21 protein-coding genes are annotated in these 24,903 nt (G+C 42.6%); 8 read left to right on the top strand and 13 right to left on the bottom strand.

Features of this window, described 5'->3' with window-relative positions:
• Positions 1-12 precede the first annotated feature (12 nt).
• Entirely contained in the window at positions 13-888 is an 876-nt protein-coding gene (locus R7E29_RS19195) for a glycosyltransferase family 2 protein (RefSeq protein WP_258631588.1), read from the top strand.
• A gap of 37 nt (positions 889-925) precedes the next feature.
• Here the strand turns inward: R7E29_RS19195 and cysN are convergent, their stop codons facing one another.
• The 13 genes from cysN to R7E29_RS19130 all read right to left on the bottom strand — a co-directional run bounded on the left by cysN (position 926) and on the right by R7E29_RS19130 (position 14,802).
• On the bottom strand, positions 926-2,341 hold the full coding sequence (gene cysN / locus R7E29_RS19190; protein ID WP_054576847.1) for a sulfate adenylyltransferase subunit CysN: 1,416 nt from the start codon (positions 2,339-2,341) through the stop codon (positions 926-928).
• A gap of 12 nt (positions 2,342-2,353) precedes the next feature.
• Positions 2,354-2,983 (bottom strand): adenylyl-sulfate kinase, encoded by a 630-nt coding sequence (cysC, locus tag R7E29_RS19185; protein WP_132936690.1) that lies wholly within the window; start codon positions 2,981-2,983, stop codon positions 2,354-2,356.
• Between the two features lie 2 nt (positions 2,984-2,985).
• Entirely contained in the window at positions 2,986-3,900 is a 915-nt protein-coding gene (gene cysD, locus R7E29_RS19180) for a sulfate adenylyltransferase subunit CysD (RefSeq protein WP_049534422.1), read from the bottom strand.
• Between the two features lie 29 nt (positions 3,901-3,929).
• Complete coding sequence (locus R7E29_RS19175; protein WP_318082890.1) at positions 3,930-5,666, bottom strand: SLC13 family permease; 1,737 nt, start codon at positions 5,664-5,666, stop codon at positions 3,930-3,932.
• On the bottom strand, positions 5,666-6,910 hold the full coding sequence (gene waaA, locus R7E29_RS19170) for a lipid IV(A) 3-deoxy-D-manno-octulosonic acid transferase (protein WP_258457962.1): 1,245 nt from the start codon (positions 6,908-6,910) through the stop codon (positions 5,666-5,668). Before waaA ends, R7E29_RS19175 begins: the two co-directional genes overlap by 1 nt.
• The gene (gene waaF / locus R7E29_RS19165) at positions 6,904-7,959 is read right to left on the bottom strand and encodes a lipopolysaccharide heptosyltransferase II (protein WP_203345726.1); all 1,056 of its coding nucleotides are present in this window, start codon (positions 7,957-7,959) and stop codon (positions 6,904-6,906) included. Before waaF ends, waaA begins: the two co-directional genes overlap by 7 nt.
• Entirely contained in the window at positions 7,956-8,678 is a 723-nt protein-coding gene (locus R7E29_RS19160) for a glycosyltransferase family 25 protein (protein WP_203345725.1), read from the bottom strand. The genes waaF and R7E29_RS19160 overlap by 4 nt, the downstream gene beginning before the upstream one ends.
• Positions 8,675-9,661, bottom strand: a complete 987-nt coding sequence (gene lpxM / locus R7E29_RS19155; protein ID WP_017634970.1) for a lauroyl-Kdo(2)-lipid IV(A) myristoyltransferase — start codon at positions 9,659-9,661, stop codon at positions 8,675-8,677. The genes R7E29_RS19160 and lpxM overlap by 4 nt, the downstream gene beginning before the upstream one ends.
• A gap of 126 nt (positions 9,662-9,787) precedes the next feature.
• Positions 9,788-10,729 carry an ADP-glyceromanno-heptose 6-epimerase gene (gene rfaD, locus R7E29_RS19150; RefSeq protein WP_046874091.1) on the bottom strand — a complete coding sequence of 314 codons (942 nt, stop codon included), beginning with the start codon at positions 10,727-10,729 and terminating at the stop codon, positions 9,788-9,790.
• A gap of 141 nt (positions 10,730-10,870) precedes the next feature.
• Entirely contained in the window at positions 10,871-13,069 is a 2,199-nt protein-coding gene (locus tag R7E29_RS19145; RefSeq protein WP_270054951.1) for a YjbH domain-containing protein, read from the bottom strand.
• 2 nt (positions 13,070-13,071) lie between these two features.
• Complete coding sequence (locus R7E29_RS19140) at positions 13,072-13,833, bottom strand: YjbG polysaccharide synthesis-related protein (RefSeq protein WP_318082886.1); 762 nt, start codon at positions 13,831-13,833, stop codon at positions 13,072-13,074.
• Positions 13,830-14,504, bottom strand: coding sequence for a YjbF family lipoprotein (locus R7E29_RS19135; RefSeq protein WP_262644793.1), 675 nt, complete (start codon positions 14,502-14,504; stop codon positions 13,830-13,832). Before R7E29_RS19135 ends, R7E29_RS19140 begins: the two co-directional genes overlap by 4 nt.
• Before the next feature lie 73 nt (positions 14,505-14,577).
• A complete protein-coding gene (locus R7E29_RS19130) occupies positions 14,578-14,802 on the bottom strand; it encodes a hypothetical protein (protein ID WP_020904330.1) in 225 nt (74 codons plus the stop codon).
• A gap of 642 nt (positions 14,803-15,444) precedes the next feature.
• Here R7E29_RS19130 and R7E29_RS19125 point away from each other — a divergent pair.
• The 7 genes from R7E29_RS19125 to R7E29_RS19095 all read left to right on the top strand — a co-directional run bounded on the left by R7E29_RS19125 (position 15,445) and on the right by R7E29_RS19095 (position 24,678).
• Positions 15,445-15,960 carry a porin family protein gene (locus tag R7E29_RS19125; RefSeq protein ID WP_017634964.1) on the top strand — a complete coding sequence of 172 codons (516 nt, stop codon included), beginning with the start codon at positions 15,445-15,447 and terminating at the stop codon, positions 15,958-15,960.
• Positions 15,961-16,026: 66 nt separating this feature from the next.
• A complete protein-coding gene (locus R7E29_RS19120) occupies positions 16,027-18,729 on the top strand; it encodes an SLBB domain-containing protein (protein WP_318082884.1) in 2,703 nt (900 codons plus the stop codon).
• Between the two features lie 122 nt (positions 18,730-18,851).
• Positions 18,852-19,847 carry a Wzz/FepE/Etk N-terminal domain-containing protein gene (locus tag R7E29_RS19115; RefSeq protein WP_318082883.1) on the top strand — a complete coding sequence of 332 codons (996 nt, stop codon included), beginning with the start codon at positions 18,852-18,854 and terminating at the stop codon, positions 19,845-19,847.
• Between the two features lie 184 nt (positions 19,848-20,031).
• Entirely contained in the window at positions 20,032-21,156 is a 1,125-nt protein-coding gene (wecB, locus tag R7E29_RS19110) for a non-hydrolyzing UDP-N-acetylglucosamine 2-epimerase (RefSeq protein WP_318082882.1), read from the top strand.
• A gap of 17 nt (positions 21,157-21,173) precedes the next feature.
• A complete protein-coding gene (gene wecC / locus R7E29_RS19105; RefSeq protein ID WP_318082923.1) occupies positions 21,174-22,442 on the top strand; it encodes a UDP-N-acetyl-D-mannosamine dehydrogenase in 1,269 nt (422 codons plus the stop codon).
• A gap of 3 nt (positions 22,443-22,445) precedes the next feature.
• A complete protein-coding gene (locus R7E29_RS19100) occupies positions 22,446-23,405 on the top strand; it encodes a glycosyltransferase (RefSeq protein WP_318082880.1) in 960 nt (319 codons plus the stop codon).
• On the top strand, positions 23,392-24,678 hold the full coding sequence (locus R7E29_RS19095; RefSeq protein WP_318082878.1) for a UDP-N-acetylglucosamine 1-carboxyvinyltransferase: 1,287 nt from the start codon (positions 23,392-23,394) through the stop codon (positions 24,676-24,678). The genes R7E29_RS19100 and R7E29_RS19095 overlap by 14 nt, the downstream gene beginning before the upstream one ends.
• Positions 24,679-24,903: the final 225 nt, after the last annotated feature.

The following is a 24,903-nucleotide window of genomic DNA, read 5'->3' as shown; positions in this document are numbered from 1 at the left end:
GTCGGTAATAATATGTCTGTTAAAGTTTCAATTCTTTGTGTTTGTTATAATCACTCTAAATATATTGAGAAAACAATTAATAGCTTTCTCAACCAGTCCTGTGATTTCGAATTTGAAGTTATTGTTTATGATGATCTCTCTACGGACAATAGTAGAGAAATTATTGATGAGATATGTGAAAAGCATTCGAACATAGTTCGAATGTATACTGATGAAAATCTTTACTCTAAAGGTATCCGAACCCTAGCATTGTCACACTTATCACCAAAGGCTAAAGGGGAGTATTTAGCTTTTTGCGAAGGTGATGACTATTGGATAGATAATACAAAGCTACAGAAACAATTTGATGCTTTAGAGGGGAACCCAAATATAGACCTTTGCTTTCATCCAGCATACTCAGAGGACCCAGAAGGCAATAGAGAGCTAGTCTCAAATCATTTTGAGGGAACCCATTACGTTTCTACTGATGAAGTTATACTAGGAGATGGTGATTACTGCCCAACAGCATCTTTATTTATCCGTAAGTCTGCATTATCCCTAGCTTCATCAAGCACTATTAAATTAATGCCATGTGGAGACTATTTTATGCAGATTATGTCTTCTGTAAAAGGAGGCGGAGTCTACTTACCTGAACCAATGTCTGTATATAGAATTAATCAAAAAGATTCTTTTTCAACAAGGATGTCCTCGTCCTCTCACGAAGATCAGAGAGACTTTTTGTTAGCAATGGCCAACAGTTTGGAGTCACTAAAACAAGACTTGGATGGAGTTAACTTAAAGTCATTTAGCAATCGAATAAGAAAATATAAAAAAAGAGCGCGAAAATCTCAGAGGAAAGCGATAAAGGAGAGGATCAGAAATCTAATATTCTCTAACCCTTCCCAATAAAATAGGTGAGCGATATGTTTATGGCTCACCTATTTATTTAGTTTATTTTTACACAGCCCCACTCTGGGAAGTGCTTACATACATAAGCATTGAGCTCTTTCTCTGCTTCTGAGTAAACACGAGCTGGTTCTTCAGTATGGTTTAATTGTATCGATGACACCATACCCGCGCCGACAGTCACGTTACTAATGCGGTCAATAATGATAAAAGCGCCAGTTTGAGGTAGCTGCTGATAAACATCCATTGCAACTTTATCGGTAAGCTTTATTGAGGCGAGTGCAATCTCGTTTAACTCAAGGCGCGTATTTTTATGATCATGCTGCTTAAGTGTATTGACATCAACCTTATGCTCAATTTGAGAAACCTTACCTGTACAGGTTTTAGTCGCAAATTTGAATAGGTATTCTTTATGCGTTTGCATCGGGGATTCATCCATCCAAACGATATGAGCTTGGTAAGCGTCTACAACCTCCGGAATGTTGTTGGAATGGACAAGCATATCGCCGCGTGACACATCGATTTCATCTTCAAGCGTTAGGGTGATGGCTTGACCCGGCATTGCTTCTTTTAGCTCACCATCGAAGGTAAAGATAGATTTGATGCGAGAAACTTTGTTCGATGGAAGAGCAGTAACCTCATCACCAACCTGTACAATGCCTGAAGCAAGGGTGCCACAAAAACCACGGAAGTTTAGGTTTGGGCGATTGACATATTGCACTGGGAAGCGCATGACTTCAGTGTTGATGTCTTGGTTAATCTTAACTGTTTCAAGCAGCTTCATTAATGTAGCGCCAGGGTACCAATCCATGTTCTCACTTGGAGTGACAACATTGTCGCCTTTTAGAGCAGAGATTGGCACAAAGCGGATATCCTTGATGTTGAAGTTCTTTGCCATATCTCGGTAATCGGCTTTGATTTTCTGATACACCTCTTGGCTGTAGTCCATCAGATCCATTTTGTTAACGGCAACGATAACGTGCTGAATTCCAAGTAGACTACAGATATAGCTATGACGACGTGTTTGCGTCTGGATACCGTGGCGAGCATCAACCATTACAATCGCAAGATCACAGGTAGAAGCACCCGTAACCATATTACGAGTGTACTGTTCATGTCCTGGAGTGTCGGCGATGATGAATTTACGCTTGTCGGTTGAGAAGTAGCGGTAGGCAACATCAATCGTGATGCCTTGTTCACGCTCGGACTGTAGACCGTCGACTAGTAGTGCTAAGTCGAACGCTTCATCTGTCGTATTGAACTTTTGAGAATCTTTTTCGATCGCAGCCATTTGATCTTCATAAATCAGCTTGCTGTCGTATAGTAGGCGACCAATCAGTGTAGATTTGCCGTCATCAACGTTACCACAAGTTAAGAAACGAAGTAGGTCTTTGTTTTCATGTACGTTTAGGTACGCTTCAATGTCTTTAGCGATAAGCTCAGAGCTATGAGACATAATGACTTCCTTTTAAATGTATTCTTTTTCAGTGAGCGCTTGAATCACTTGGTCGGCACACGCTTCGACAGACAGCTCAGCTGTCTTGATGTGAATTTCTGGAGATATAGGCGCTTGGTACTCAGAGTCGATGCCAGTGAAGTGTTTAATCTCACCTGCGCGTGCCTTTTTATACAGGCCTTTAGGATCTCTTTGCTCGCAGATTGCGAGTGGAGTATCAACAAACACCTCTAAAAACTCGCCTTGCTGCATTAACTGGCGCACTTGCTTTCTATCTGAGATAAATGGCGAAATAAACGCGGTCAGAACAATGTTCCCGGCATCGACAAATAGTTTAGCCACCTCGCCAATGCGGCGAATGTTCTCAATACGGTCTAGATCACTAAAGCCAAGATCTTTGTTTAGACCGTGGCGCACATTGTCACCATCAAGAAGGTAACTATGTTTACCTAACGCTAATAGCTTGCTTTCTACCGCGTTAGCGACGGTCGATTTTCCTGAGCCACTAAGTCCGGTAAACCAAAGTACAACAGGCTTTTGCTGCTTAAGCGCAACACGATCTTCATGAGTTACGCTGGTGTTATGCCAAACCACATCGTCACTCACAGACTCATTGTGCTTCTTTTGATACGGCGAGGTCATAGTTAGAAGTAACCCTCACGTTTCTTTTTCTCCATGGAGCCAGAGCTATCGTGGTCAATGGCACGGCCTTGGCGCTCAGAAGTGGTTGTAAGCAGCATCTCTTGAATGATCTCTGGTAGCGTTGTTGCTTGAGATTCAACCGCTCCCGTTAATGGGTAGCAGCCTAGTGTACGGAAGCGAACCATGCGTTGTTCTACCGTCTCCCCTTCACGAAGCTCCATGCGATCATCATCTTTCATGATCAACATACCGTCACGCTCAACGACGGGACGCTCTTTTGCAAAGTACAGGCTTGGAATCTCGATGCTCTCTAGGTAGATATATTGCCAGATATCCAGCTCAGTCCAGTTAGAAAGAGGGAATACGCGAATGCTCTCGCCTTGGTTTACTTTGCCGTTGTAGATATTCCAAAGCTCAGGGCGTTGATTTTTAGGATCCCAGCGGTGATGTTCATCACGGAAAGAGTAAACACGCTCTTTCGCGCGAGACTTTTCTTCGTCACGACGAGCACCACCAAAAGCAGCATCAAAGCCATGATTATCTAAGGCTTGTTTTAGGCCTTGTGTCTTCATGATATCAGTATGTTTTGAGCTGCCATGCACAAATGGGCTGATGTTCATCGCAAGCCCTTCTGGATTTTGGTGCACAATCAGCTTCATACCAAGCTTTTTCGCCATGTAGTCACGAAACTCAATCATTTCTTTGAATTTCCATGTGGTATCAACATGCATAAGTGGAAACGGGGGAATGCCAGGCGCAAAGGCTTTCTGCGCAAGGTGTAGCATCACTGAAGAGTCTTTACCAACAGAGTAAAGCATCACTGGGTTATCAAACTCGGCAGCTACCTCACGCATAATATGGATAGATTCTGCCTCAAGCTGCTTAAGGTGAGTCATTCGTTGTGGAGAAAGTTTCATTCCGGTCTCTCTTTGATTCGATGAGGGAGTTAAACGCCATAGATAGTTGTGATAGCCGTTAATACTAAACCGCTATACGTAATACTCATCGGCACCCCAATCTTTATATAATCCTTGATACAGTACTGACCTGCATTGTAAACCATTAAGTTGGTTTGGTATCCATATGGGCTAATAAAGCTTGCACTTGCGCCGAACGCGACAGCTAAAATATAGCTGTGAAGATTTGCATCTAGACTCGTCGCGAGGGCATAAGCAACGGGGAAGACTAAGGCCGCCGCCGCATTGTTGGTGACCAACTCCGTTAGCAATAAAGTGACCAAGTAAACCATGATAAGCCCTGACAATGGGCTCATAAATTCAGCTTGTTCTGTCATTGCGCTCCCCAGGAGGTCGACTGCTGTACTATTATCTAATGCCTGAGACAGCAAAAGTGCAGATGAAATTACTAGCCATATCTGGACTGGTAGCCTTCGTATAATTTCATTCGTTTTCAGTGCTCCAGTTAATAGTAGAACACCAAGCAACAAGATCAGGTTGTGCAGCAGTGGAGCTATCTTCATAGCTGCAAGAGCGATAGCACTAAAAAAGCCAAGAACAGCGATAATTTCTTGCGGTCCTTTGAGTAGCCTATCTGCTTTTAGCGCTTGGAGCTGTATAAAGTTTTTAGCGATGTTATTTCGCTGGTGATAGTCATCACCTACAGCGAGTACCAGATAGTCGCCAGCTCTTAAGGTAACTTCACCGAGCTTTCCGGAAACCGTGTGACCATCGCGTCGGATCGCGACCACTGCAGCGTTGAACATAGCGCGAAAGCCAATTTGTTTTAGGGTCTTATTTACTAAAGCACTTTCAGGGCGTAATACGACCTCTTTGAGATCATGACTTAGCCTTTCGCCTTTATGAGCAAAGAGTGATAAGCCCGTGAATTGATTCAATTGGGTTACTTTTCTAATCTCTCCACAGAATAATAGGCGATCATTTTCCTCTATTAACTCATGTGGTGATACTGGTGAAATAGTTCTTCCTTGGCGATGAATCTCGACTAAAAACAGAGAGTTTAGATTTCTCAGCCCGTTGCGCTGAATAGTTTTACCGATAAGTGGGGAGTTTGGTTCTACCTCAGCATCAATGAAATATTGAGCTTGAGTATCTGCTCGTTCAATGTTGCTAGGTAGCCAATGGCTAAGTAAAAACAGGGTGAGCCCGCACCCAAGTACAGCAATGCCGCCAACAAGTGAAAAATCAAAAAAGGAGAGACTAGGTAGCCCAGCATCGAGCACCATACTATTGACGATTAAATTCGTCGAAGTGCCGATCAGCGTTAGTGTTCCGCCAAGGATGGCAGCAAAAGATAGGGGAAGTAGCAGTTTGCTGGCTGGGTGAAGGGTATTGGCACGTATTGGGGCGATCATGGTGGAGACCACCGCTGTGTTGTTTAGAAATGCTGAAGACAATGTGGTTATCGAGAACAGTCGAACCCAGGTAGATTTATAGCTAGGTTTGATGACTAATTGCGAGATTCTACGAAGTAGTGAGGTCTTTTCTAAAGCTAGCGAGCAGATGATAAGTAGTACCAGCGTAAGTACGCCAGGATTGGCAATACTGCTAATGAGTTGCTCTGTCGATACGGATCTGCTGCTATATAAAACAAGCAAAACTACTCCAAAAACCTTTTCAGGTTTGTTTTGATACCTTGTGACAAGGGCAATTATTGCAATCACAAAAACGGTAATGACAAAGTAGGCTGAATGGGTCTGTGGCATTATTTAATTGCTTCAATTGTTTTTTGAGTCGAGTTTAAATAGCCTTGAATAAAATCACTCATTTGCTGAGAGTTACTATGTTGAAAGCGCTCTAGTACTTTACTCGCTAGCTGAGTTTTATCGGTAATGTCTATAATATTCAGAGCAATCATGTCTTCTACAATCGCTTTGAAGTTGAAGTAACTAGGGCCTGATATCACTGGAACGTTGAGTGCGACTGGTTCAAGCACATTATGTCCACCAACTTTATCCCCAAGCAAACTCCCAGCCATAAAGCAAACATCACTGGCACCAAGGAGAATCAGCATTTCACCCATAGTATCAGCAAGGTATACCTGTGTATCGGCGTTAACTATTGCAGCATTGGTTCTTCTGGTGCTATTGAAGCCGGAATTTTGGCAAAGCGCAAACACATCATCAAATCGTTCCGGATGGCGAGGAACCAAAATAAGTAATGCATTTGGATGAGATTTTAAAACTTGTCTATGTGCATCTAATACCTGTTCGTCCTCGCCTTTGTGGGTGCTAGCTGCAATCCAAATTGGACGATCCTTTCCAAGCTGGGCTCGAAGCTGCTGTCCTTGCTGTTTCACTTGCTCTGATATTTGAATATCGAACTTAATCGAACCAGTAACGGATAGTTTCTTTTTCTCAACGCCTAAGCGTTCGAAGCGCTCTGCATCTGAATCCGTTTGGCAGAGTACTTGAGTTAGGCATGGATGAAGCTGGTTAAAAAGCCGCTGTATTTTGGCGTAGTTCTGACACGATTTTTCAGATAGGCGAGCATTCACGACTGTTATAGGGATACCCGCTTTGTAAACATGGTGAAGCGTGTTTGGCCACAGCTCAGTCTCAATGATCAACATTTGTTTTGGTTGTACTGCTTTAAGAAAACCTTTGATAGCAAACCCAAAGTCAATTGGCATATAGCGGTGTTCAATTAAATCACCCAACTTAGCAATCTGTTCAGCTCCCGTACTTGTTGTTGTTGTAACTAGAATAGATTGTTCGGGGTTTTGTTCCTTAAGGGCTTTGATTAAAGGTGTTGCTGCTATGCTTTCACCAACAGATACGGCATGTATCCAAATAGGTTTGTCGTTGCTTTTTAACTTGGGGGTTATGCCAAAGTGCTCTTTCCAGCGAGAGCCGAACTTAGGCTTATTTGGTTTGCTCTTGTACAAACCAAACAAAAGCAGCGGTGACGCTAGGGCGAGTAGTAAGGTATAAATAATGCGAACTAACATGAGCTTATCGTAATGGCGTCAAGTTTTTGGATACTATCTAGCACTTGCTTAGGCGAAAGTTCTGTCAAGCACTTAAGGTGTTTGTACTGACATTCACGCTGGAAACAAGGGCGACAATCAATATCGGTATGAACAATCTCCACTTTTTCTGCGAGTGGGGGGGTGTACTTCGATGAAGTTGAGCCATACACGGCAACAACATTACAACCAACCGCAGCTGCCACATGCATTAAGCCTGAGTCATTCGCGACAACAGTCTTACATGCAGCAAGTAAGTCGACCGCTTCAATTAAGCTGGTTTGGCCTGCTAGAACGTGAATGTCCTCATGGAATTGCGTCGGAACAAGTGCGCGAATATTGTTACAAGTCTCTAAGTCCTTTTGAGAACCAAACAACCAGATTTGATGCCCAGAACGAGCCATTTGCGTCGCAACTTCAGCGTAGTGTGTTTCGGGCCATTTTTTGGCAGGACCAAACTCTGCTCCTGGGCACAGTCCAATAATTGGTTGGTCTTGCGTTAAGTTGAACTTTTTGAGCGTGGCTTGTTGCTCTGCTTCGTTGATTGCAAGGCGTGGGCGAGGTAAAGTTTCAAGCCCGCCAAGAGAGTTAGAATCCACCATTTCTGCTTTTGGATAAGCTAACGCTACATAGCGCTCTACCATGTACTGAAAAGACTTCATGTTAGGGCGTAAGTCATTCAATAAACCATAGCGCATTTCTCCTTTCCAGCCAGTACGAAGAGGAATGTTGGCAAACCATGGGATCAGTGCTGATTTCGCTGATTTAGGCAAGATATAGGCGTGGTCATATTGCTTTTCACGTAATGATTTACCAATTTCCCTGCGGCCTAATAAGTTAAACTCACCATGACCGATAGGCATTTCAATCGCTTGGTGGATTTCTGGCATACGATCAAGAATCGGTTTACACCATCCTGGAGCGATAACGTCAATTTGGCTATCTGGATGGCGTTGCTTTAATACGATATATAACGATTGCGACATTACCATATCGCCGACCCATGCAGGGCCAATGATTAAAATCTTCATGCTTTGTTTTTCCAGTATAGGAATTTCAAAATTGACTCATAAGTTCTAAAAAGTTCAGCGTATATTTTATTCGCAAGAGTCATTTTGGATTTATCTTTTCTTTTACCACCAATCGTCGAAGCAATCTCTGCTCTAGTAAAGAGATCTGGAGACACGCTGTAAACTTGAACACCATGTCTCCATGGTTTTTCCATGTAGTCATCGACTGGTTCAATAAACTCTTGAGCATGCATAACAAACTTTGAGGCTGCTTTAGGTGTGACGATATAAGCGGTGGTACCACAAGTGCCTGCTGAGTATCCCCCTAGCATATGATTATCATCAATAGGTACGATTGGGGTGAATACACGCTTCTGAGTGGCAGACAACTTGATGTAGTCATAATTAGAAGTCAATGGAAGGGTATATTCGAGTACTTGCTGCAGCCCCTCTACGGGGTCGACGTTGTCTTCTAAGATGACGAGCGGTTCATTAAGCTCAACACAGCGAACCCACAACTCGTAATGGCTTGCAAAACAGGCGACTTCACTGGTTTTTAATTGATACCCTTTGCGGCGTAGAGTAATGGTTGGACGACTTTTTTCTGAATGAAGAAAACGGTCAACAGAGCCATCTACTGCATCAAAAAATTCAAACGTAATGCCTTGTTGTTTTAACTTTTCTTCAATACGTTCTCGGCGATCTAGCGATCGAGCCAAGCTTACGACAAATACTTTCACTGTACTTTCCAGTCGCTGTTATATCTTGGTTTAAACAAATTGTAATAGTTATTGCCGTCTTCTTGAGAGTGCAGCAACTGTAGTACCCACATATATTGTTCGGGTTTATCACCGACAAAATATTCAATGGCTTCATTACAGGTACGAGCGTCTTGCTCTTCGCCTTTATCCAGCTCAAACGCTGGTAAAATCTCAATATCAAACGTACCATCTTCAGTGTTCATCGACGCAAATAGAGGCAGTACTTTTGAGCGTGATAGTTTCGCAATTTTGCCTAAACCAGGTAGTGTTGCTTTACGTGTAGCAAAAAAATCTACAAACACACTATGCTCTGGGCCGTGATCTTGATCGGGTAGATAATACCCTACATAGCCATCTCGAATGGATTTCAGAAAAGGCTTAATGCCACCTGAGCGTTCATAAACACGACCACCGTATTGGACTCTTTGCTTGTGCATCAGCCAGTCAGCAACATCATTCTTTTGTTTCTTCGCCATTGCAGACACTGGCATTCCCATTGAAGCGAGCAAGATAGCAGGCACATCAATTGCCCAAGAGTGGGGAACCATTAAAATCACATTTTCGTTGTTATCAATGTGCTGTCGTAAAATGTCTAGGCCGCGAATTTGGCAACGGTTCTGAAGCCACTTTGGTGAGCGTAAACTTAGTAACCCGAAGCGAAAAAAGAACATGGCTGCTGTGTAGAGTGTTTTTTCTATCAAAGCTTCACGTTCTTGGAACGACTTTTCCGGAAAACACAGCTCAAAGTTCACCCTCGCTCGGTGAGCTGGACCTTTGTGGGATTTAGACAGTTTTTTGGCTATGGTTTTCGCCAACCACTTTTGTAAACCCAGTGGCATTAATGATAAAGGTAAAAATAAGATAACACCTAACCACGTGCCCCAGTACTTAGGCGACAGAAAGTGGCGCTTAAACTCAGGGTTATATGCTTTAGGGTCGAAGTCATCACGTTTTATGGTCATGGCGTGTCTAGTTACCTATTCGTGTACGGGCGAAGTGGTTTAAATGAGAAAAAGATAGTTAGGAATGATACAGGCTATTGCACTTGAGTAAAGGTGGCAGGTTATGGTTCTACCACCTTGTGGTGCTTAACTGTTTTGGATAGTTAAGTATTCGGCAACGCCTTCTGCAACTGTCTTGAATTCAACATCACAACCTGCGGTGCGCAGTTTGGTCAGATCCGCTTGTGTGAATTCTTGGTAAGCGCCTTTTAGGTGCTCAGGGAATGGGATGGTTTCAATTTGGCCTTTGCCATGATGCTTGATAACTGCTTTTGCTACCTCTTCAAAAGATTCAGCACGGCCAGTACCACAGTTAAAAATGCCTGATACGCCGTTTTCTAAGAACCACAGGTTAACTTTACATACATCACCAACGTAAACGAAGTCGCGTTTGAATGATTCGCTGCCCGCGAACAATTTAGGATTTTCACCTGCGTTAAGTTGGTTGTTTAGGTGGAACGCAACTGATGCCATGCTACCTTTGTGGTCTTCACGTGGGCCATATACGTTGAAGTAGCGGAAGCCAGTGATTTGAGAAAGGGTCTCACCATGTTCTTCAGCATCTTGCCATAGGCGACGAACGTAGTTATCAAACTGCTGTTTCGAGTAACCGTATACATTCAGTGCGCCTTCGTATTCGCGTTCTTCAACGAAAGTCTCTGTATCGCCGTAAGTGGCTGCTGAAGAAGCGTATAGGAATGGAATCTCGCGATCTAAACAGTAATGCAGCAGCTCTTTAGAGTACTCGTAATTGTTTAGCATCATGTACTTACCATCCCACTCAGTCGTTGCAGAACAAGCACCTTCGTGGAAAATTGCCTCAATCGGACCAAAATCATCGCCCGCCATAATTTGGGTCAGAAAGTCGTCACGATCCATGTAATCTGTGATGTCCAGATCAACTAAGTTCTTAAACTTTTTACCATTTTTTAGGTTGTCGACAACCAGGATATCGTTAATACCAGTTTCGTTTAGTGCTTTAACAATGTTGCTGCCGATCATGCCAGCACCACCAGTTACGATGATCATAAGACTTCCACCATAGATTAAAATTTTCTCAGGAATTCTAGCAAGAAACAGAAATTAGCGCTATTGGAAGGAAAAGGAAAGGTATAGAGCACTTGGGGGAGGAATAAACAAAAGGGAGCCGAAGCTCCCTCAAGTAGGCTGTTATTTAGCGTTTGACGTATTTGGGCGTTGATACCAAGGATTACGCTCATCCGTCAGCTCAATCAAGCTGTACTTACGACCTAGCTTCTGACCGCCATCGCGAGTCAATGGTTGCCAGCTAAAGAACGCACGGTTGTTGCTTGGCTTAACGGTCATGATGTCGAATGGAATCGAAATGTAGAAGCCTTTAGTAAAGCTACCTTCACCGAATTCGTCAGCCGACAAATCACTGATTGATGCGAATGCACCTGCAATGACACCACTCTTGAACTGTTTAGATACATTCACTTGTGTACCGATATCACCCGCTAGGAACTGACCAACATCAACTTGAATCATCAAATCTTGTAGGAAATCCCATTGAGGGTAGTAATAACCCGACACAAAACCAGTAAAGCCTTTATCTACAACTTGGAACGGACGTCCATATTCTGGCACATTTTGCCATTTCTCATCGTAAACACCGAAGTAACTTTGTGGATCACGTTGAGAAATTAAGTTGACGTCAGCGCCAATCGCCCAGTTAGCTCCTTGTGGTCGGTAAAGAAACTCGGTACCGACTCCGGCAAACATGCTCTCCAGATAGCCCGCGTAGAATTGCTGGTCCATGGTATCTGAATACTCTTGGAACCAAGTTAACTGTAGGTTGGACATGGTTACCGCGTGTTCATTTTGATAAGCACGGAACATGGTACGTACACGAGGAATCGAAGTGCCGTCTGGTGGGGTGACGTAGTTAAACTTGTCGTAGTTGTTGTACCAATCCCAGTATAGCGAGCCACCAATTTCTAGGTTATCTGTCAGCCAGTAAGACGCGCTACCACTTAAACCGACACTGAACAGATAGAACTCTTCTGGGTTGCCCAAGGTCTGAGCCAGTTTTGGTGAGAAGCCCCAATCAAAGCGCTCAAAACCATCGTAAGCAGGTTTACCTTGCGGTTTATCGCTCGAGGTTGATGTTGCATCTTCGATATTTGGATTGATGTAGTTAACTTCTGCAAAGTCACGGTATTTCTCTTTGGAGATAACCGTTTGATCGCCGATCAGACCACGACTGCGTTCATTGATAGTAAAGGTATCAATGTTGTCTGGCATTTCGTTATAAAGGACTGCCGCCGCTTTTTCATGAGCTTCTTTGCGATCACGATACTTTTTCTGCTCGCCAACAACCGAAACGGTATTATCTTCAACATAGAGTTGGGTATTTTGGTAGCCAGCAATTTTATCCAGCTCCTCGGTAACACGTTCCCAATCTACATCAGACAGTTGTTCTGGTTGCTTGTCTTCAACTTCTGGTGTTGGTGTATCACGCCAGAAAGATGGCATATCATTGAAGTTAGTGTAAAGACTAACGCCAGCAACTAACGTATCTCCGCGCTCGTAGCTCAAGCGCAAATCTGCCATGTGTCCTAAACGATATAGAACACCAAAGTTCCAAGGCGTATGAGGTGTCATGTCTACACCACCACGTACCACTGGGAAATCTTCGCTGTAATCGTTGCTGTCGTATTCAAGCTTAAATCGCAGTGGTGCATGTAAAGTTTGATACTCGACACCACCAAAGAGTGCAGCAGGACCTTTGAACCAGCGTTCAAAATCAACACTACCGCCATTACCTTTAAAGTCTGAAGGGCGTTCACAGAAACTATCGGACAGCTTACAAGCTGGGTTGCTGATGTTGTCGCGCGTACCTAAGTAGCCCCAGCCCATACCTAAAGTGAAATCAAAGGTACCAAGGTTTGGGTTAGAGTAACGTTTTGTTGCAGCAATAAACTCACCATCAAAAAGGCCGGTACCTGCAAAATCACGCACACCAACAGAAAGCTCTGGCAGGTACTCGGATTCTTCTAACAAGCGAACTTTAAAGTCGATTCCCTTGTCGGTGTACTTGGTATCACCCGAAAAGCTCGGATCGTTACTGTAGAAAAGATCGTTCACCATGGTGTAACGAATGGTCGTTTCTAGCCATGGCATCACTTGCAAAGTCACATTGTAAAATAGGTACTCGTCGCTACCGGTAACAGCAAAGTTAAACTCGCCTTCAGGTGCCATACGACCTGTAGGCATCTGCATTAAGCCGACACCACCAAAGTCCATTTGTGATGGTTGCAATGGCGGTGCTTCGAAAGGTATGTCTTGAGCCCACACCAACGCTGGACCCATTAAAGAAAGGGATAAACTGGTTCTGATCAGGTTCATGTCTAGTTCTTCGATGAGGTTGGTTTACGTTGTGCAAGCAGAGCGACAATGTCTTTATCCATTTGTGATGTTTCGAACTCATCAAATGGGATGTACACCATGGTAAGTGGTGGTAAGTAATATTGAGTGGTTAACCAACTGCCATGGTGAGGATGAACGACCTTGCCATCCGGGTAAATTAGGATTGGCGGATAGGCGAGCTCACCAATGTCACTTGAACGTAGATTCTCGACCTGTTCATGCAGAGCGATACCCGCTTGGTTTTCTACCGCGTAGACTTTTTCTAAGTTACCCACATACAACACTTTCTCTTCACGTTTTGGTGCACTTAACGCAAGTTGACCTTGTAAAAGAGGGTTATCAAATTTATCCAGACGGATGCGATCAACATCAATAGCCGACAGCACGCGAGGTGCAAACTGGCTTCGTTGGATAAACTTGTAAAATGGGTGCGCAACTAAATTATGTTGAATCATTTGGTTTAACACCGAATTCTTTAAGGCAGTACTTCTTTGCACTGCTGATTCGGAATTATCAAATAGAGTCACAGCTAAAGGGTATTGCAGGGCGATTTGTTGTTCTTGTGCATGCTTAAGTACGCTCTCTAAACGTGCCGCTTGTTGGAATTGCAATGCTTTGCCCGTTCCGACAAGTTCTATATTGAGCGGTGGTGAGGTGTGATTTTGAGCTTGAACGGTAGTCGGTGTCGCCAGAATCGTTGCCGTTAAACTTAGGCTTAATAAAGATAGCAGTCGCTTATTCATGATTTGCTGTACCCTTTCAAAATCGTCAGTTCAACAGGCACCATGTTTGGACCTAAGTGTTGACGTGTTTTCACTACTTCTCCTTTACCGTTTACCCAGTATTGGTTCTCTACACTTTTTTCTAAGCTGGTAAACGTTACAACCTCGGTATAAACATCAGTAGAGGTAGATGAAATAGGGGTTATGACGGTTTCTTTACCTTGACGAGAACGTTGGACTTTAGCCGGGAACCCATAACGGTATTTGTCAGCCCAATCGTAAGAAAGAAAATATTGCATAGAGTGCGCTGAGTAGGCAGGAACGTTGCCATAAATACCCGCTAGATTGGTCGTTTGTAAACCAATGGTTTTAACAATATGTCCGTTCTCTGTTACTACCATTGCTTTGTCTGCACTGACCCACTTTAGTTGGGTATTACCAGTTAATGGGTTTTGCTCGGCGAAGGCTAACACTACAAAAACCTGTTTTTGGTTGCCTATTTTTAAGTAAGCACTGGCATAAGGTACCGCTTCAATCTCTTCTGGCGTTAGTTCGACATCGATGTAGTTGCCATAAGCTTCTTGGACTGTCGCCGAGACATCATTAAACTTTTGTGTACAGCCAAAGATTGAGCTCAGTAATGGTAGGGCAATAAGTAAGCGCATCCATTTTCGCGATAGAAAGGTGTTCATCATTCCCTCATTACAAATAAAATCGCCCTGAATAGATCAGGGCGATTGTTTCAATATCTACAAAACTAAAAAATTATTTAGTTACTGAAGTAGAAGTAGAAGTAGAAGTAGACGTTGAAGTTGAATCGCTGTCTGACGCTGCAACTGCTACTACAGTTACTGCTGCTGCTGCACCTACTGCTACTGCAGTTGTACCAGTTGCAGATGCTGCTGCTGTACCAGTAGTGCCAGCTTCAGTCGCTGCAAATGCAGTTGATGCGCTTAAAGCCATAAGAATAGCTAGAGCTGTGTTCTTCATTATTAATCCTTGTATTTCAGATTTTAAAACATCGATGTTTGGTCTGTTTAGAACATACCATTAGTCATTTTAGTTAAAAAACAATCAGCATGTAAATAGTTTCCTATGTGAATTTACCTAACGTTAAAGAAGGATTGTTGCAAAACTGAGAATTGAGAACTGCTTAGGTTTGATAGTTGTACTGAATCAAAATGCGCCTTCGACTGCGTTATTTCCGGTCACCTCTGAATTTACGCAAACGTTCACATTTTTTACTCAATGCATCCGTAATGGTGTTCTGTTTTAAGAGGCTGGCAGCCAGTGTTTTTCTCATTTGTGAGAATTTACGAGCCATAAACGGAAATCTGAGACGTTTTTGCCCCCTTGCCGTTTTGCGCTAATACATGCATAATTTGCCAGCTTTTGTGTTGCGTTTATAAAAGATTGTTTTTTTTGAACGGTTAGTCGCAAAAGTGAGGCTTAAAAAGAATATTTATATCAATAAACCGAATGAATCGGGAATCAGCGAACAGTGGCTAACGCGTAATGCCGCCGGGCGGTAGCGTGTAAACGCACAAGCGAAATTGACAAAAGTTAACAGACATTCACTGCGCGCGTCGTTCATAATGTGCAGCGGTCAGTCGACACCCAAGGAACACTTACGTGATTAATAAACGACCATGGCTAGGGGCGTTGAGTGCAATCAGCTTAGGCTTGTGCTCATTTTCTGCCTCAGCAGATTTTTATGCTGGTGCGTTAGTAAGTTACTCTAACGCTGAATTTCATCATTCCTCTTCTCCAGTAACCGAGGGAAACCCTTTCCTTCTTCAAGCGCAAGCTGGTTACTTCTTCAATGATTACCTCGCTTTTGAAGCACGTTACGGAACTTCTGTACAACGAGATAGCGGACTTGCACTAGATAGTCTTGCGAGTGGTTTTATTAAGTTGAATATGCCTGTCTCCGAGCGTGTAGCACTTTACGGACTTGCCGGTTATTCTAGTGTCCAGATCGACCAACAAAATGTAGGCTCTAATAAAGATCAAGGTTTTAGCTTTGGCTTGGGTATGCATTATGCTTTGGACAAGCAGAATGCAGTTGTTTTTGAGTTTGTTGATAGCACATCTGAAGACCAGGCACGCTTGAACGCACTTACTCTTGGCTTTCAACACCGATTTTAATTAAAGACCTAGCGCCTAGTTTTGTGGCTAGGATTTTTAACTCCTGACTTTAAATAGCGAATTATCATGCTCAAAGGATATTTCTCGATAGGTGCTTGCATTCTAGCAAGCCTATTTGCGCCGCTTACTAATGCGCAGACTCCAACCCCAGAACAAATTCAAATGTTTCAGAACTTGCCAGCTGACCAGCAACAAGCATTGGCGAGTAAGTATGGTATCTCTATTCCTTCCGGCGCTTCTTCTCAGCCAAGTAGTTATCAGAATCCTCAAGTGATTGAGCAACGCCCGGCTGCTAGTAGTGCTATTGAGGCAAAAGCTAACGACTCAGAAGACTCAGAAAAAGGTGAACAAGGTTTAAAGCGTTTTGGTCTAGATTTATTTGCAGGTTCACCTACGACGTTTGCACCAATCAGTGACGTACCTGTTCCGGCTGACTACACGGTAGGAGCTGGTGATGAAATCGTTATCCAACTTTTTGGTAAAGAGAACACGACGCATCGCCTTCGCGTTAATCGCGCTGGTATCATTAATTTTCCTTCTCTTGGTCCTGTTCAAGTAGCCGGCATGACATTCCCTGACGTGCGCGATTCTCTAAATCAGCGTGTAAAAGAGCAAATGATCGGGGTTCGCAGTGATATTTCGTTAGGTGAAATGCGTACCATGCAAGTTTTTGTTATGGGTGATGCCTTCAAGCCAGGTGCTTACACGGTTAGTGCACTAACCACAATCTCTCAAGCGATTTACTATAGTGGTGGCTTTAGTGAGAGTGGTGCCCTGCGTGACGTGCAACTTAAGCGTAATGGTCAGGTAATTCGTAAACTGGATATGTACGACCTGTTACTTAAAGGTGATGCGCGTAACGATATCCGCTTGCTACCAGGAGACGTGGTCTTCATCGGTGCACTGGGTAACACGATTTCGATTGATGGCGAAGTAAACCGTCCGGCAATCTATGAAATCAAACCAGGTGAAACCTATAAGCAAGCGATTCAAATGGCTGGCGGTTTTACGGCTAACGCTTATAGCGATCAAATCGAAGTGAAGCGCTACGCCGCTAAAGGTGCTCGCGATGCATTAACACTGAACTTTAGCCAGTCACATGCCCAACAAACCAAGGTTAAAAATGGCGATGCGGTTATTGTGCTTAAGAAAAATGAAGAACTGACCCGTTACGTACAAATTGAAGGTGATGTTCGTCATCCGGGCTTTATTGAGTGGAAGAGCGGTCTGCGAATTGCAGATTTATTCCAATCTGTTGATACCTCATTCAATTCTACTGCAGATGTAAACTATGCTGTCGTTGTTCGTGAGATTAACCCACAACGTGACATCGAGGTTTATCAAGTAAATCTTGCTAACGCGATTCTTTCGCCGAGCAGCAAAGATAACCTAAAGTTAAACTCACGTGACCGAGTGCTGGTATTTAACCGTTTCAATAATGAAGATTTAGATACCCTTGCAAATCAAGATACGGTTACGAAAGCGAAAACGCTTGAGCAAGCACAGTTTAAAGCCGAGCTGGATCAACAAAAAGAGCAAGAAGTTATGAGCTCTTCTGTTGCAATATCTTCAGCGACAGGCAATGTGTCGAAGGGGCTATCTTCAACTGAAGAATCAGAACAGCCGAAAATCATATTCCGTGGTAAAGAAATTACCAAAGAAGATTTTGAAGCATTAAAACAAAATACGCGCCGCACGTTACTTGCTCCTGTTTTGCTACAGCTTCAACAGCAATCGCGTTTGGGTTTGGCTCCGCAGATTGCAGAAGTCTTCGGTGAGGTAAAACACCCTGGGCGTTATCCAATCACCCCACGTATGACGATTTCTACCTTAATTGAAGCTGCTGGTGGTCTAACTTATAACGCATTCACCATTAACGCCGAGTTAGCTCGTACAGTAATAAATAGTAGAGATGAGCGCGCTTCTATTAATGTTGAGCGTATTGATTTACGCCAAGCAATCAAGGGTAGTTCCGCTGACGATGTCGTTATTGTTGGTCGTGATCGCCTAAACATTCTTGAGAAGCCCAACGTAACACTACAAAGCACGGTAACACTGCAAGGTGAAGTTCGCTTCCCAGGTACTTATACTGTTCGTCAAGGAGAGACCTTAGGCGAGTTACTTGAACGTGCTGGTGGTCTAACCGAATTTGCGCATCCGCAAGGGGCCATCTTTACTCGTGAGGCTTTACGCCTTAAAGAGCAAAAACTACTAAACCAATATGCCGCAGATATGCGCGCTGAAACCGCGAAGAAGACCTTCCGCGCAGACAGCAATATGAGCTCGGTGATTTCTGACCCAGATAAAACATTGAAGTTTGTTGAAGAGGCAAGCCGTAGTAAAGCTCTTGGGCGTATGGTTGTACAGCTGAATCGTATCCTTAAAGACGAGCGTTCTGCGGACTTTATGTTAGAAGATGGTGACTTCCTATTTGTTCCGACCTTCCGAAACACGGTTTCGATTATGGGCGAAGTTCAGGTACCAATTACCTACTTGTTGGATAACAAGCTAGATGTGGATGATTACCTGAACAAAGCGGGGGGCGCTAAAAAACAAGCAGACGAAGACCGTATCTTCGTTGTACGCGCAGACGGGTCGGTTTACAAACCAAGGTCGGGATACTGGTTTGGTAACAACCATGAAGAGCTAAAAGCTGGCGATACTATTGTTGTACCAATTGATACTGACTACCGTGATGCACTAAGCACCTGGACTGCAGCAACGCAGATCCTTTACCAAACAGGTGTAGCGATTAACGCGTTGAAATAACGTAAAAGAAAGGTCCTAGGAGCCTAGGACCTATTAATTATTTTATCGATCCTACCCATAGCCCTAGATTCAAATTTTGAATCTAGGATCTAGAACCTAGGATCCTAGGACCTAATACATTAATGGAACCACAAAAAGAACATCCACAACATTACCTACCGTACCCACCACACCGTCAGCAACCTGCAGATGACGAAATCGAATTGCGCGAGCTGCTCGGCGCATTGTGGAAAGGTAAGTGGATCATCATTGCGACTACCTTTATTTTCGCAGTCGGCGCAGTACTTTATGCGCTAAGCATACCAAACATTTACAAATCTGATGCGCTACTTGCACCTGCAGAAAGCTCTGGTGGTGGCGGTCTTTCAAAAATGGCAGGCCAACTTGGCGGCTTAGCGGCACTAGCTGGCGTTAACTTGGGCACAGGCGAATCTTCTCAAACGGATTTAGCTGTTCAGGTGATGAAGTCTCGTCAGTTTGTTGAAGCATTTATCAACAAACATGATTTACTTGTACCTTTAATGGCAGCAAAAGGTTGGGATTTAAAGAACAATAAGCTGATTCTGGATGAAGAGCTTTATAACCCTAATACTGGTGCGTGGTTGCGTGAACCTGATGGCTTACGTGGAACAACTCCAACAGCGCAAGAAGCGTTTGAAGTGTTTAGTAAAGAGGTTTTGAGCGTTAGTCAGGATAAAGAGAGCGGCTTATACACAGTATCAGTTAAAAACTACTCACCTTATATAGCTAAGCAATGGGTCAATTGGTTGATTGAAGACATCAATAAAGTGATGCGTGAGCGTACAATAGCGGAAACTTCACAAAACCTTGCATATTTGAACACTCAGTTACAAAAAACGGCAGTGGCCGATATGCAAAGCACGTTCTATAAGCTGATTGAAGAGCAAACCAAAAGCTTAATGCTGGCAGAGGTTCAAGAAGAATTTATCTTCAAAGTTGTTGATCCAGCTGTAGTCCCAGAGCTAAAAGACGGGCCGAAACGCGCACTGATTTGTGTCTTAGGGACATTGCTTGGTGGCATGTTAGGTGTGGCGATTGTACTAGTACGCTTTGCGTTTCGAAATGAAGATACAGAGGACCTAGGATCTAGGACCTAGGCTTTTGCATTACCTATTGGAACTAGTTTGGTAAAATAGGTGAAATCAAGATATTACAGTTAGATGGCAAAATGGAGTTGTCTCATATTGAATGAAAAGCCTCTCAGAGGGTGAAAAATCTGAGATGGCGAAGTGAGATAGCTCACGCATAAAACATATTTTAGAATTAAGATTAGGCTAGAAAATGTCCAGAAAAAAAGTCCTTACGGTGTTTGGTACACGTCCAGAAGCTATCAAAATGGCACCACTTGTTCATGCATTAGCTACAGATGAAAGGTTCGAAGCGAAGTGCTGCGTGACTGCTCAACACCGTGAAATGCTTGATCAAGTGTTAGAGCTTTTTGAAATTGTGCCAGATTATGATCTGAACATCATGCAAACGGGTCAAACCCTTAATGATGTCACTGCCCGTATTTTGTTAGAGCTTAAGCCTGTATTGCAAGAGTTTCAGCCAGATGTAGTGTTAGTGCATGGTGATACTGCGACCACATTTGCTGCAAGCTTGGCTGCTTATTATGAGCAGATCCCAGTTGGTCATATAGAAGCAGGGCTGCGCACTGGCAATATTTATTCACCGTGGCCAGAAGAAGCCAATCGCCGTTTGACAGGAGCGTTGGCTAAGTATCATTTTGCCCCAACGGAAACTTCAAAACAGAACTTATTGAAAGAGAACTTCGCAGAAGAAGATATTTCAGTGACGGGTAATACCGTAATTGATGCTTTGTTGATGGTACAAGATAAAATCCAATATGATTCCGAGCTTAATGAAAAGTTGCGTGCGGAATTTCCAATTTTAGACAATTCAAAGAAACTCATTCTTGTAACAGGGCATCGCCGTGAAAGTTTTGGCGGTGGGTTTGAGCGGATTTGTGAAGCTTTAGCCCAAACTGCAAACGCTCACTCAGATGTGCAAATTCTTTATCCTATGCACTTGAACCCTAATGTGCGTGAACCTGTTAACCGTATTCTAGGTGATATAGAGAACGTTTTACTTATAGAGCCTCAGCAGTATCTGCCCTTTATCTACTTGATGAGCCGTGCACATATTATCCTAACCGATTCGGGCGGCATTCAGGAGGAGGCACCATCACTAGGTAAACCAGTGCTTGTAATGCGAGATACTACTGAGCGACCTGAAGCTGTTGAAGCTGGAACTGTAAAACTCGTCGGAACAGGTGTAGAAAAGATTATGTCAAACTTACATGTACTTCTTACTGACAATAATGCTTACCAGGAAATGAGTTTTGCTCACAACCCATACGGTGATGGTAAAGCTTGTCAACGAATCTTGAACAAATTAATAAATTAAGTAGTGGTATTAATATTATGTCATTTGAAACAATTTCAGTAATTGGCTTAGGTTATATTGGCTTGCCCACTGCGGCGATGTTTGCGTCGCGCAAGAAAAAAGTGATAGGTGTGGATGTCAACCAACATGCAGTTGATACTATTAATCAGGGTAAGATTCACATTGTAGAGCCAGAATTGGACATGATAGTGAGTGCGGCGGTAACAGAAGGTTACCTGAAAGCCGTGACAGTGCCTGAGCCGGCGGATGCGTTTCTGATCGCCGTGCCGACTCCGTTTTTACCTTGTAAAGATGGTGAAATACCAGATCCTGACTTGTCTTACATTGAAGCAGCAAGTAAAGCTATTGCACCAGTTCTTAAAAAAGGTGACTTAGTGATTCTGGAATCAACCTCTCCAGTGGGTGCAACAGAGCAAGTGGCAGCCTGGCTGTCAGAAACACGCCCTGATCTCAAATTCCCGCAAACGGCAGGTGAAGACGCTGATGTGAATGTTGCGCACTGCCCTGAGCGTGTACTTCCTGGTCACGTTGTACGTGAATTAGTAGAAAACGATCGTGTGATTGGTGGTTTAACATCGAAATGTTCAGAACGCTCTGTGGAGCTTTACAAAACATTTGTTCAGGGTGAGTGTGTTATCACTAACGCTCGAACTGCTGAGATGGCAAAGCTTACAGAAAATAGTGCTCGTGATGTACAAATAGCATTTGCCAACGAGTTATCTGTGATTTGTGACAAACTAGGCATTGATGTTTGGGAGCTAATTGCACTTGCAAATCGCCACCCGCGTGTAAATATTCTACAACCAGGACCGGGAGTTGGAGGGCATTGCATTGCGGTCGACCCTTGGTTTATCGTATGTAAAACCCCAGATCAAGCTCAACTCATTCATACAGCAAGAAAGGTGAATGATTCAAAACCAGATTGGGTTGTAGATAAAGTCAAGTTATCTGTTGCGAATTATCTACAATACAATTCAGATAAGACGGCTAAAGAAGTAACAATAGCGTGCTATGGACTAGCATTTAAACCCGATATTGATGACCTAAGGGAGAGCCCTGCTTTAAGTATCGTGCAAAAATTATCTGATACTCTTACAGGACGTATTTTAGCGATAGAGCCAAATGTTGAAATGTTACCAGAAAACATTTCTGAAAATGTTGAATTAGTTAGTCTTGAATTCGCTCAGAAAAATGCTGATATACATGTTATCCTAGTTGACCATCAACAATTTAAGGGACAGAAATTTAATTCTGACTATGTGGTCGATACAAAGGGTTTAAACTAAGATATGAATAGAGAAGCTGTATGCTTTGACGAAAAAGAACGCGATGGGTCAGTGACTATAATATCGGTTTATTATAATAGAGAAAAATCTGTTGATGAATCCGTTAATAGTCTCATTAATCAAAAGTATAACAACTACAAAATAATATTAGTTGATGACGGTTCTACTGACAATACTTTTAATGAACTGAAGAAGTTTGAATCTGAAAATTGTATAGTTTACACAAAAGAAAATACAGGTTTTGTAGACTCTATCACTCGAGCAATTGATAGCACTAACTCTGAGTTTATCGCAATTCATGGTTCGGGGGATATTTCATACGATGAAAGGATAGAAAAACAGGTCGAAGTCTTTCGTAAATATAGTCAAGTAGGAGTTGTTGGTGCACACTGTGAAGTTTATAACGAGATAACCAAGCAAGTCTCACTATTCAACATTAAATCAGGTTTAATTCCAGATTGTGAAACAGAGCTTATTAAGAATAACTTCCTTACTCAGGGTGAAGTTATGTTCAGAAGATCTGTTTATGACGATGTCGGTGGATACAGTTCATTATATACATTTGCCCAAGACTATGATCTTTGGTTAAGAATGTCTAAGGTCACAGAGTTCTATGTTATTCCGAATGTGATTTATCGTAGGATTTCAAAACCAGACGGTGTAAGTGGTAATATATCAAAGCTAGTTATGCAACAGTATCTTGCAAGTTTTGCTCGACGAAATAGAAGCAAAGATATATATAACCAAGAGCACTTACAACTTGCTATTCATAAGGTAGATCATAAGTTTAGAAAGTTTATGTTAAGACAAATAGCAAAATCCCACACGCGTAAAGTAAGTAAATCTGATATGGACGTATTGGAAAGGTTTCTAAGTTCAGAGTTTGGTAAGTTATTTTCTAAGCTTTCATTGCTATCAATTAAGATAACTCAAAAGTTAAGGTTCAAACATGGCGCTATATAATGATAAGCTAACAATTGTTGGAGGTCAGATTCCTCGTGGAGATGTCATTGTCAGTGGGGCAAAAAACTCGGCAACACGTTTGCTAGCTGCTTCATCTATCTGTGATACTCCTGTAAAATTGACAGGTTATCCGACAAATTTAGTTGACTCGAAGCATAAGCAACGTTTCCTGCAAGCCAATGGTGCAAAAGTAGAATGTTCTGAAGACAGTATACTTGCAGATTATTCGAACTATCTATCGGTTGATTTAGATGACTACTTCTTTCCCATAAGAACCACTTATCTCCTTGTAGCTGGCCAGTTAAAAAAATCAGGAATAGCACGAATCCCCTACCCTGGTGGCTGCAATATTGGTGCTAGAAAATATGATATGCATATAATGGTTTGGGAATCATTTGGTTGTGTAGTCACAGAAAAAGAAAACCATATTGAAGTTAGAGCTCCAGATGTTATCCTGGCTACCAATATAGCGTTTCCAATTTCGACAGTTGGTGGAACGGAAAATGCGCTTCTTTGTGCAAGTATAGCCGAAGGTACAAGTATAATAACAAATGCCTATATTACTCCTGAGATTGAAGATTTGATTGCATTTTTAAATCAATGTGGTGTTGGGGTTAGCGTTATTGGCGGCTCTGAAATACATGTGAAAGGCTCACCTTATATATCAGGAGGGGAGTATAAGGTAATGGCTGATAGGATAGAAGCTATCACATGGATCGTTTACGCTGCATTATCTGGGGGAAGCATAACTGTTCATAATGTACCTTTCGATAGCATGACAATCCCCTTGATGCATCTTAAAAACTGTGGACTTGATTTTTATCAAAACACAGACTCGATACATGTTAGTAGCAATTGTTTTAAAAATGGTATACATAGCTTTGAAGTTGCATGTGGTACTCACCCAGGGATAATATCTGATATGCAACCTTTCTTTGTTATGCTTGCTTTAGTAGCAAAAGGCATATCTAGAGTACATGACTTTAGATACCCAGAAAGAGTAACTTATGTTAAAGAATTAAATAAATTGCTTGAAAATGAAGTAGCTTACGAAAATGGTTTAATTACCATAACTGGAGATAACAAATTTATTTCAGGTGAAGCTAACTCAAGTGACCTCAGAGGAACGATGGCTGCAGTTATCGCAGGTTTGTGTGCTAAAGAAGGAACAACCACAATAAACGGTGTTTCAATGGCTTTACGTGGATATAATGATCTACCTCAAAAATTAAAGACACTTGGAGTTGAGGTTACCTACTCTGATTCAGAATAGTGATTCTTAGTTGATATTAACTCATAGCCACTTACTCGTAAGTGGCTTTTTTGCAATTTTCGCAGAGATGAAATTGAAATTTTCAAAACTAGAAACTTCAAACCTTTTGTTCAATGTCTACATTTCCTTTTCGATATTATTCCTAGTAATTAGCAACCTTATTGCGCCGCTATTAGGGAAATACCCTTTATATATTGTCTTAGTAACTGTTATTACAGGTTTATG

It is taken from the genome of Vibrio sp. Vb1729 (assembly GCF_033338655.1).
Lineage (GTDB): Bacteria > Pseudomonadota > Gammaproteobacteria > Enterobacterales > Vibrionaceae > Vibrio > Vibrio alginolyticus.
This window is presented reverse-complemented; position numbering and strand designations above follow the sequence as displayed.

Coding starts and splice junctions, on each gene's coding strand:
- R7E29_RS19130 (WP_020904330.1), bottom strand. CDS start 14,802: ATGAAGAACACAGCTCTAGCTATTCTTATGGCTTTAAGCGCATCAACT.
- cysC (WP_132936690.1), bottom strand. CDS start 2,983: ATGACCTCGCCGTATCAAAAGAAGCACAATGAGTCTGTGAGTGACGAT.
- wecC (WP_318082923.1), top strand. CDS start 21,174: ATGTCATTTGAAACAATTTCAGTAATTGGCTTAGGTTATATTGGCTTG.
- R7E29_RS19135 (WP_262644793.1), bottom strand. CDS start 14,504: ATGAACACCTTTCTATCGCGAAAATGGATGCGCTTACTTATTGCCCTA.
- R7E29_RS19095 (WP_318082878.1), top strand. CDS start 23,392: ATGGCGCTATATAATGATAAGCTAACAATTGTTGGAGGTCAGATTCCT.
- waaA (WP_258457962.1), bottom strand. CDS start 6,910: ATGTTAGTTCGCATTATTTATACCTTACTACTCGCCCTAGCGTCACCG.
- R7E29_RS19115 (WP_318082883.1), top strand. CDS start 18,852: ATGGAACCACAAAAAGAACATCCACAACATTACCTACCGTACCCACCA.
- rfaD (WP_046874091.1), bottom strand. CDS start 10,729: ATGATCATCGTAACTGGTGGTGCTGGCATGATCGGCAGCAACATTGTT.
- R7E29_RS19145 (WP_270054951.1), bottom strand. CDS start 13,069: ATGAACCTGATCAGAACCAGTTTATCCCTTTCTTTAATGGGTCCAGCG.
- R7E29_RS19100 (WP_318082880.1), top strand. CDS start 22,446: ATGAATAGAGAAGCTGTATGCTTTGACGAAAAAGAACGCGATGGGTCA.
- cysN (WP_054576847.1), bottom strand. CDS start 2,341: ATGTCTCATAGCTCTGAGCTTATCGCTAAAGACATTGAAGCGTACCTA.
- R7E29_RS19195 (WP_258631588.1), top strand. CDS start 13: ATGTCTGTTAAAGTTTCAATTCTTTGTGTTTGTTATAATCACTCTAAA.
- lpxM (WP_017634970.1), bottom strand. CDS start 9,661: ATGACCATAAAACGTGATGACTTCGACCCTAAAGCATATAACCCTGAG.
- cysD (WP_049534422.1), bottom strand. CDS start 3,900: ATGAAACTTTCTCCACAACGAATGACTCACCTTAAGCAGCTTGAGGCA.
- wecB (WP_318082882.1), top strand. CDS start 20,032: ATGTCCAGAAAAAAAGTCCTTACGGTGTTTGGTACACGTCCAGAAGCT.
- R7E29_RS19120 (WP_318082884.1), top strand. CDS start 16,027: ATGCTCAAAGGATATTTCTCGATAGGTGCTTGCATTCTAGCAAGCCTA.
- R7E29_RS19140 (WP_318082886.1), bottom strand. CDS start 13,833: ATGAATAAGCGACTGCTATCTTTATTAAGCCTAAGTTTAACGGCAACG.
- R7E29_RS19175 (WP_318082890.1), bottom strand. CDS start 5,666: ATGCCACAGACCCATTCAGCCTACTTTGTCATTACCGTTTTTGTGATT.
- waaF (WP_203345726.1), bottom strand. CDS start 7,959: ATGAAGATTTTAATCATTGGCCCTGCATGGGTCGGCGATATGGTAATG.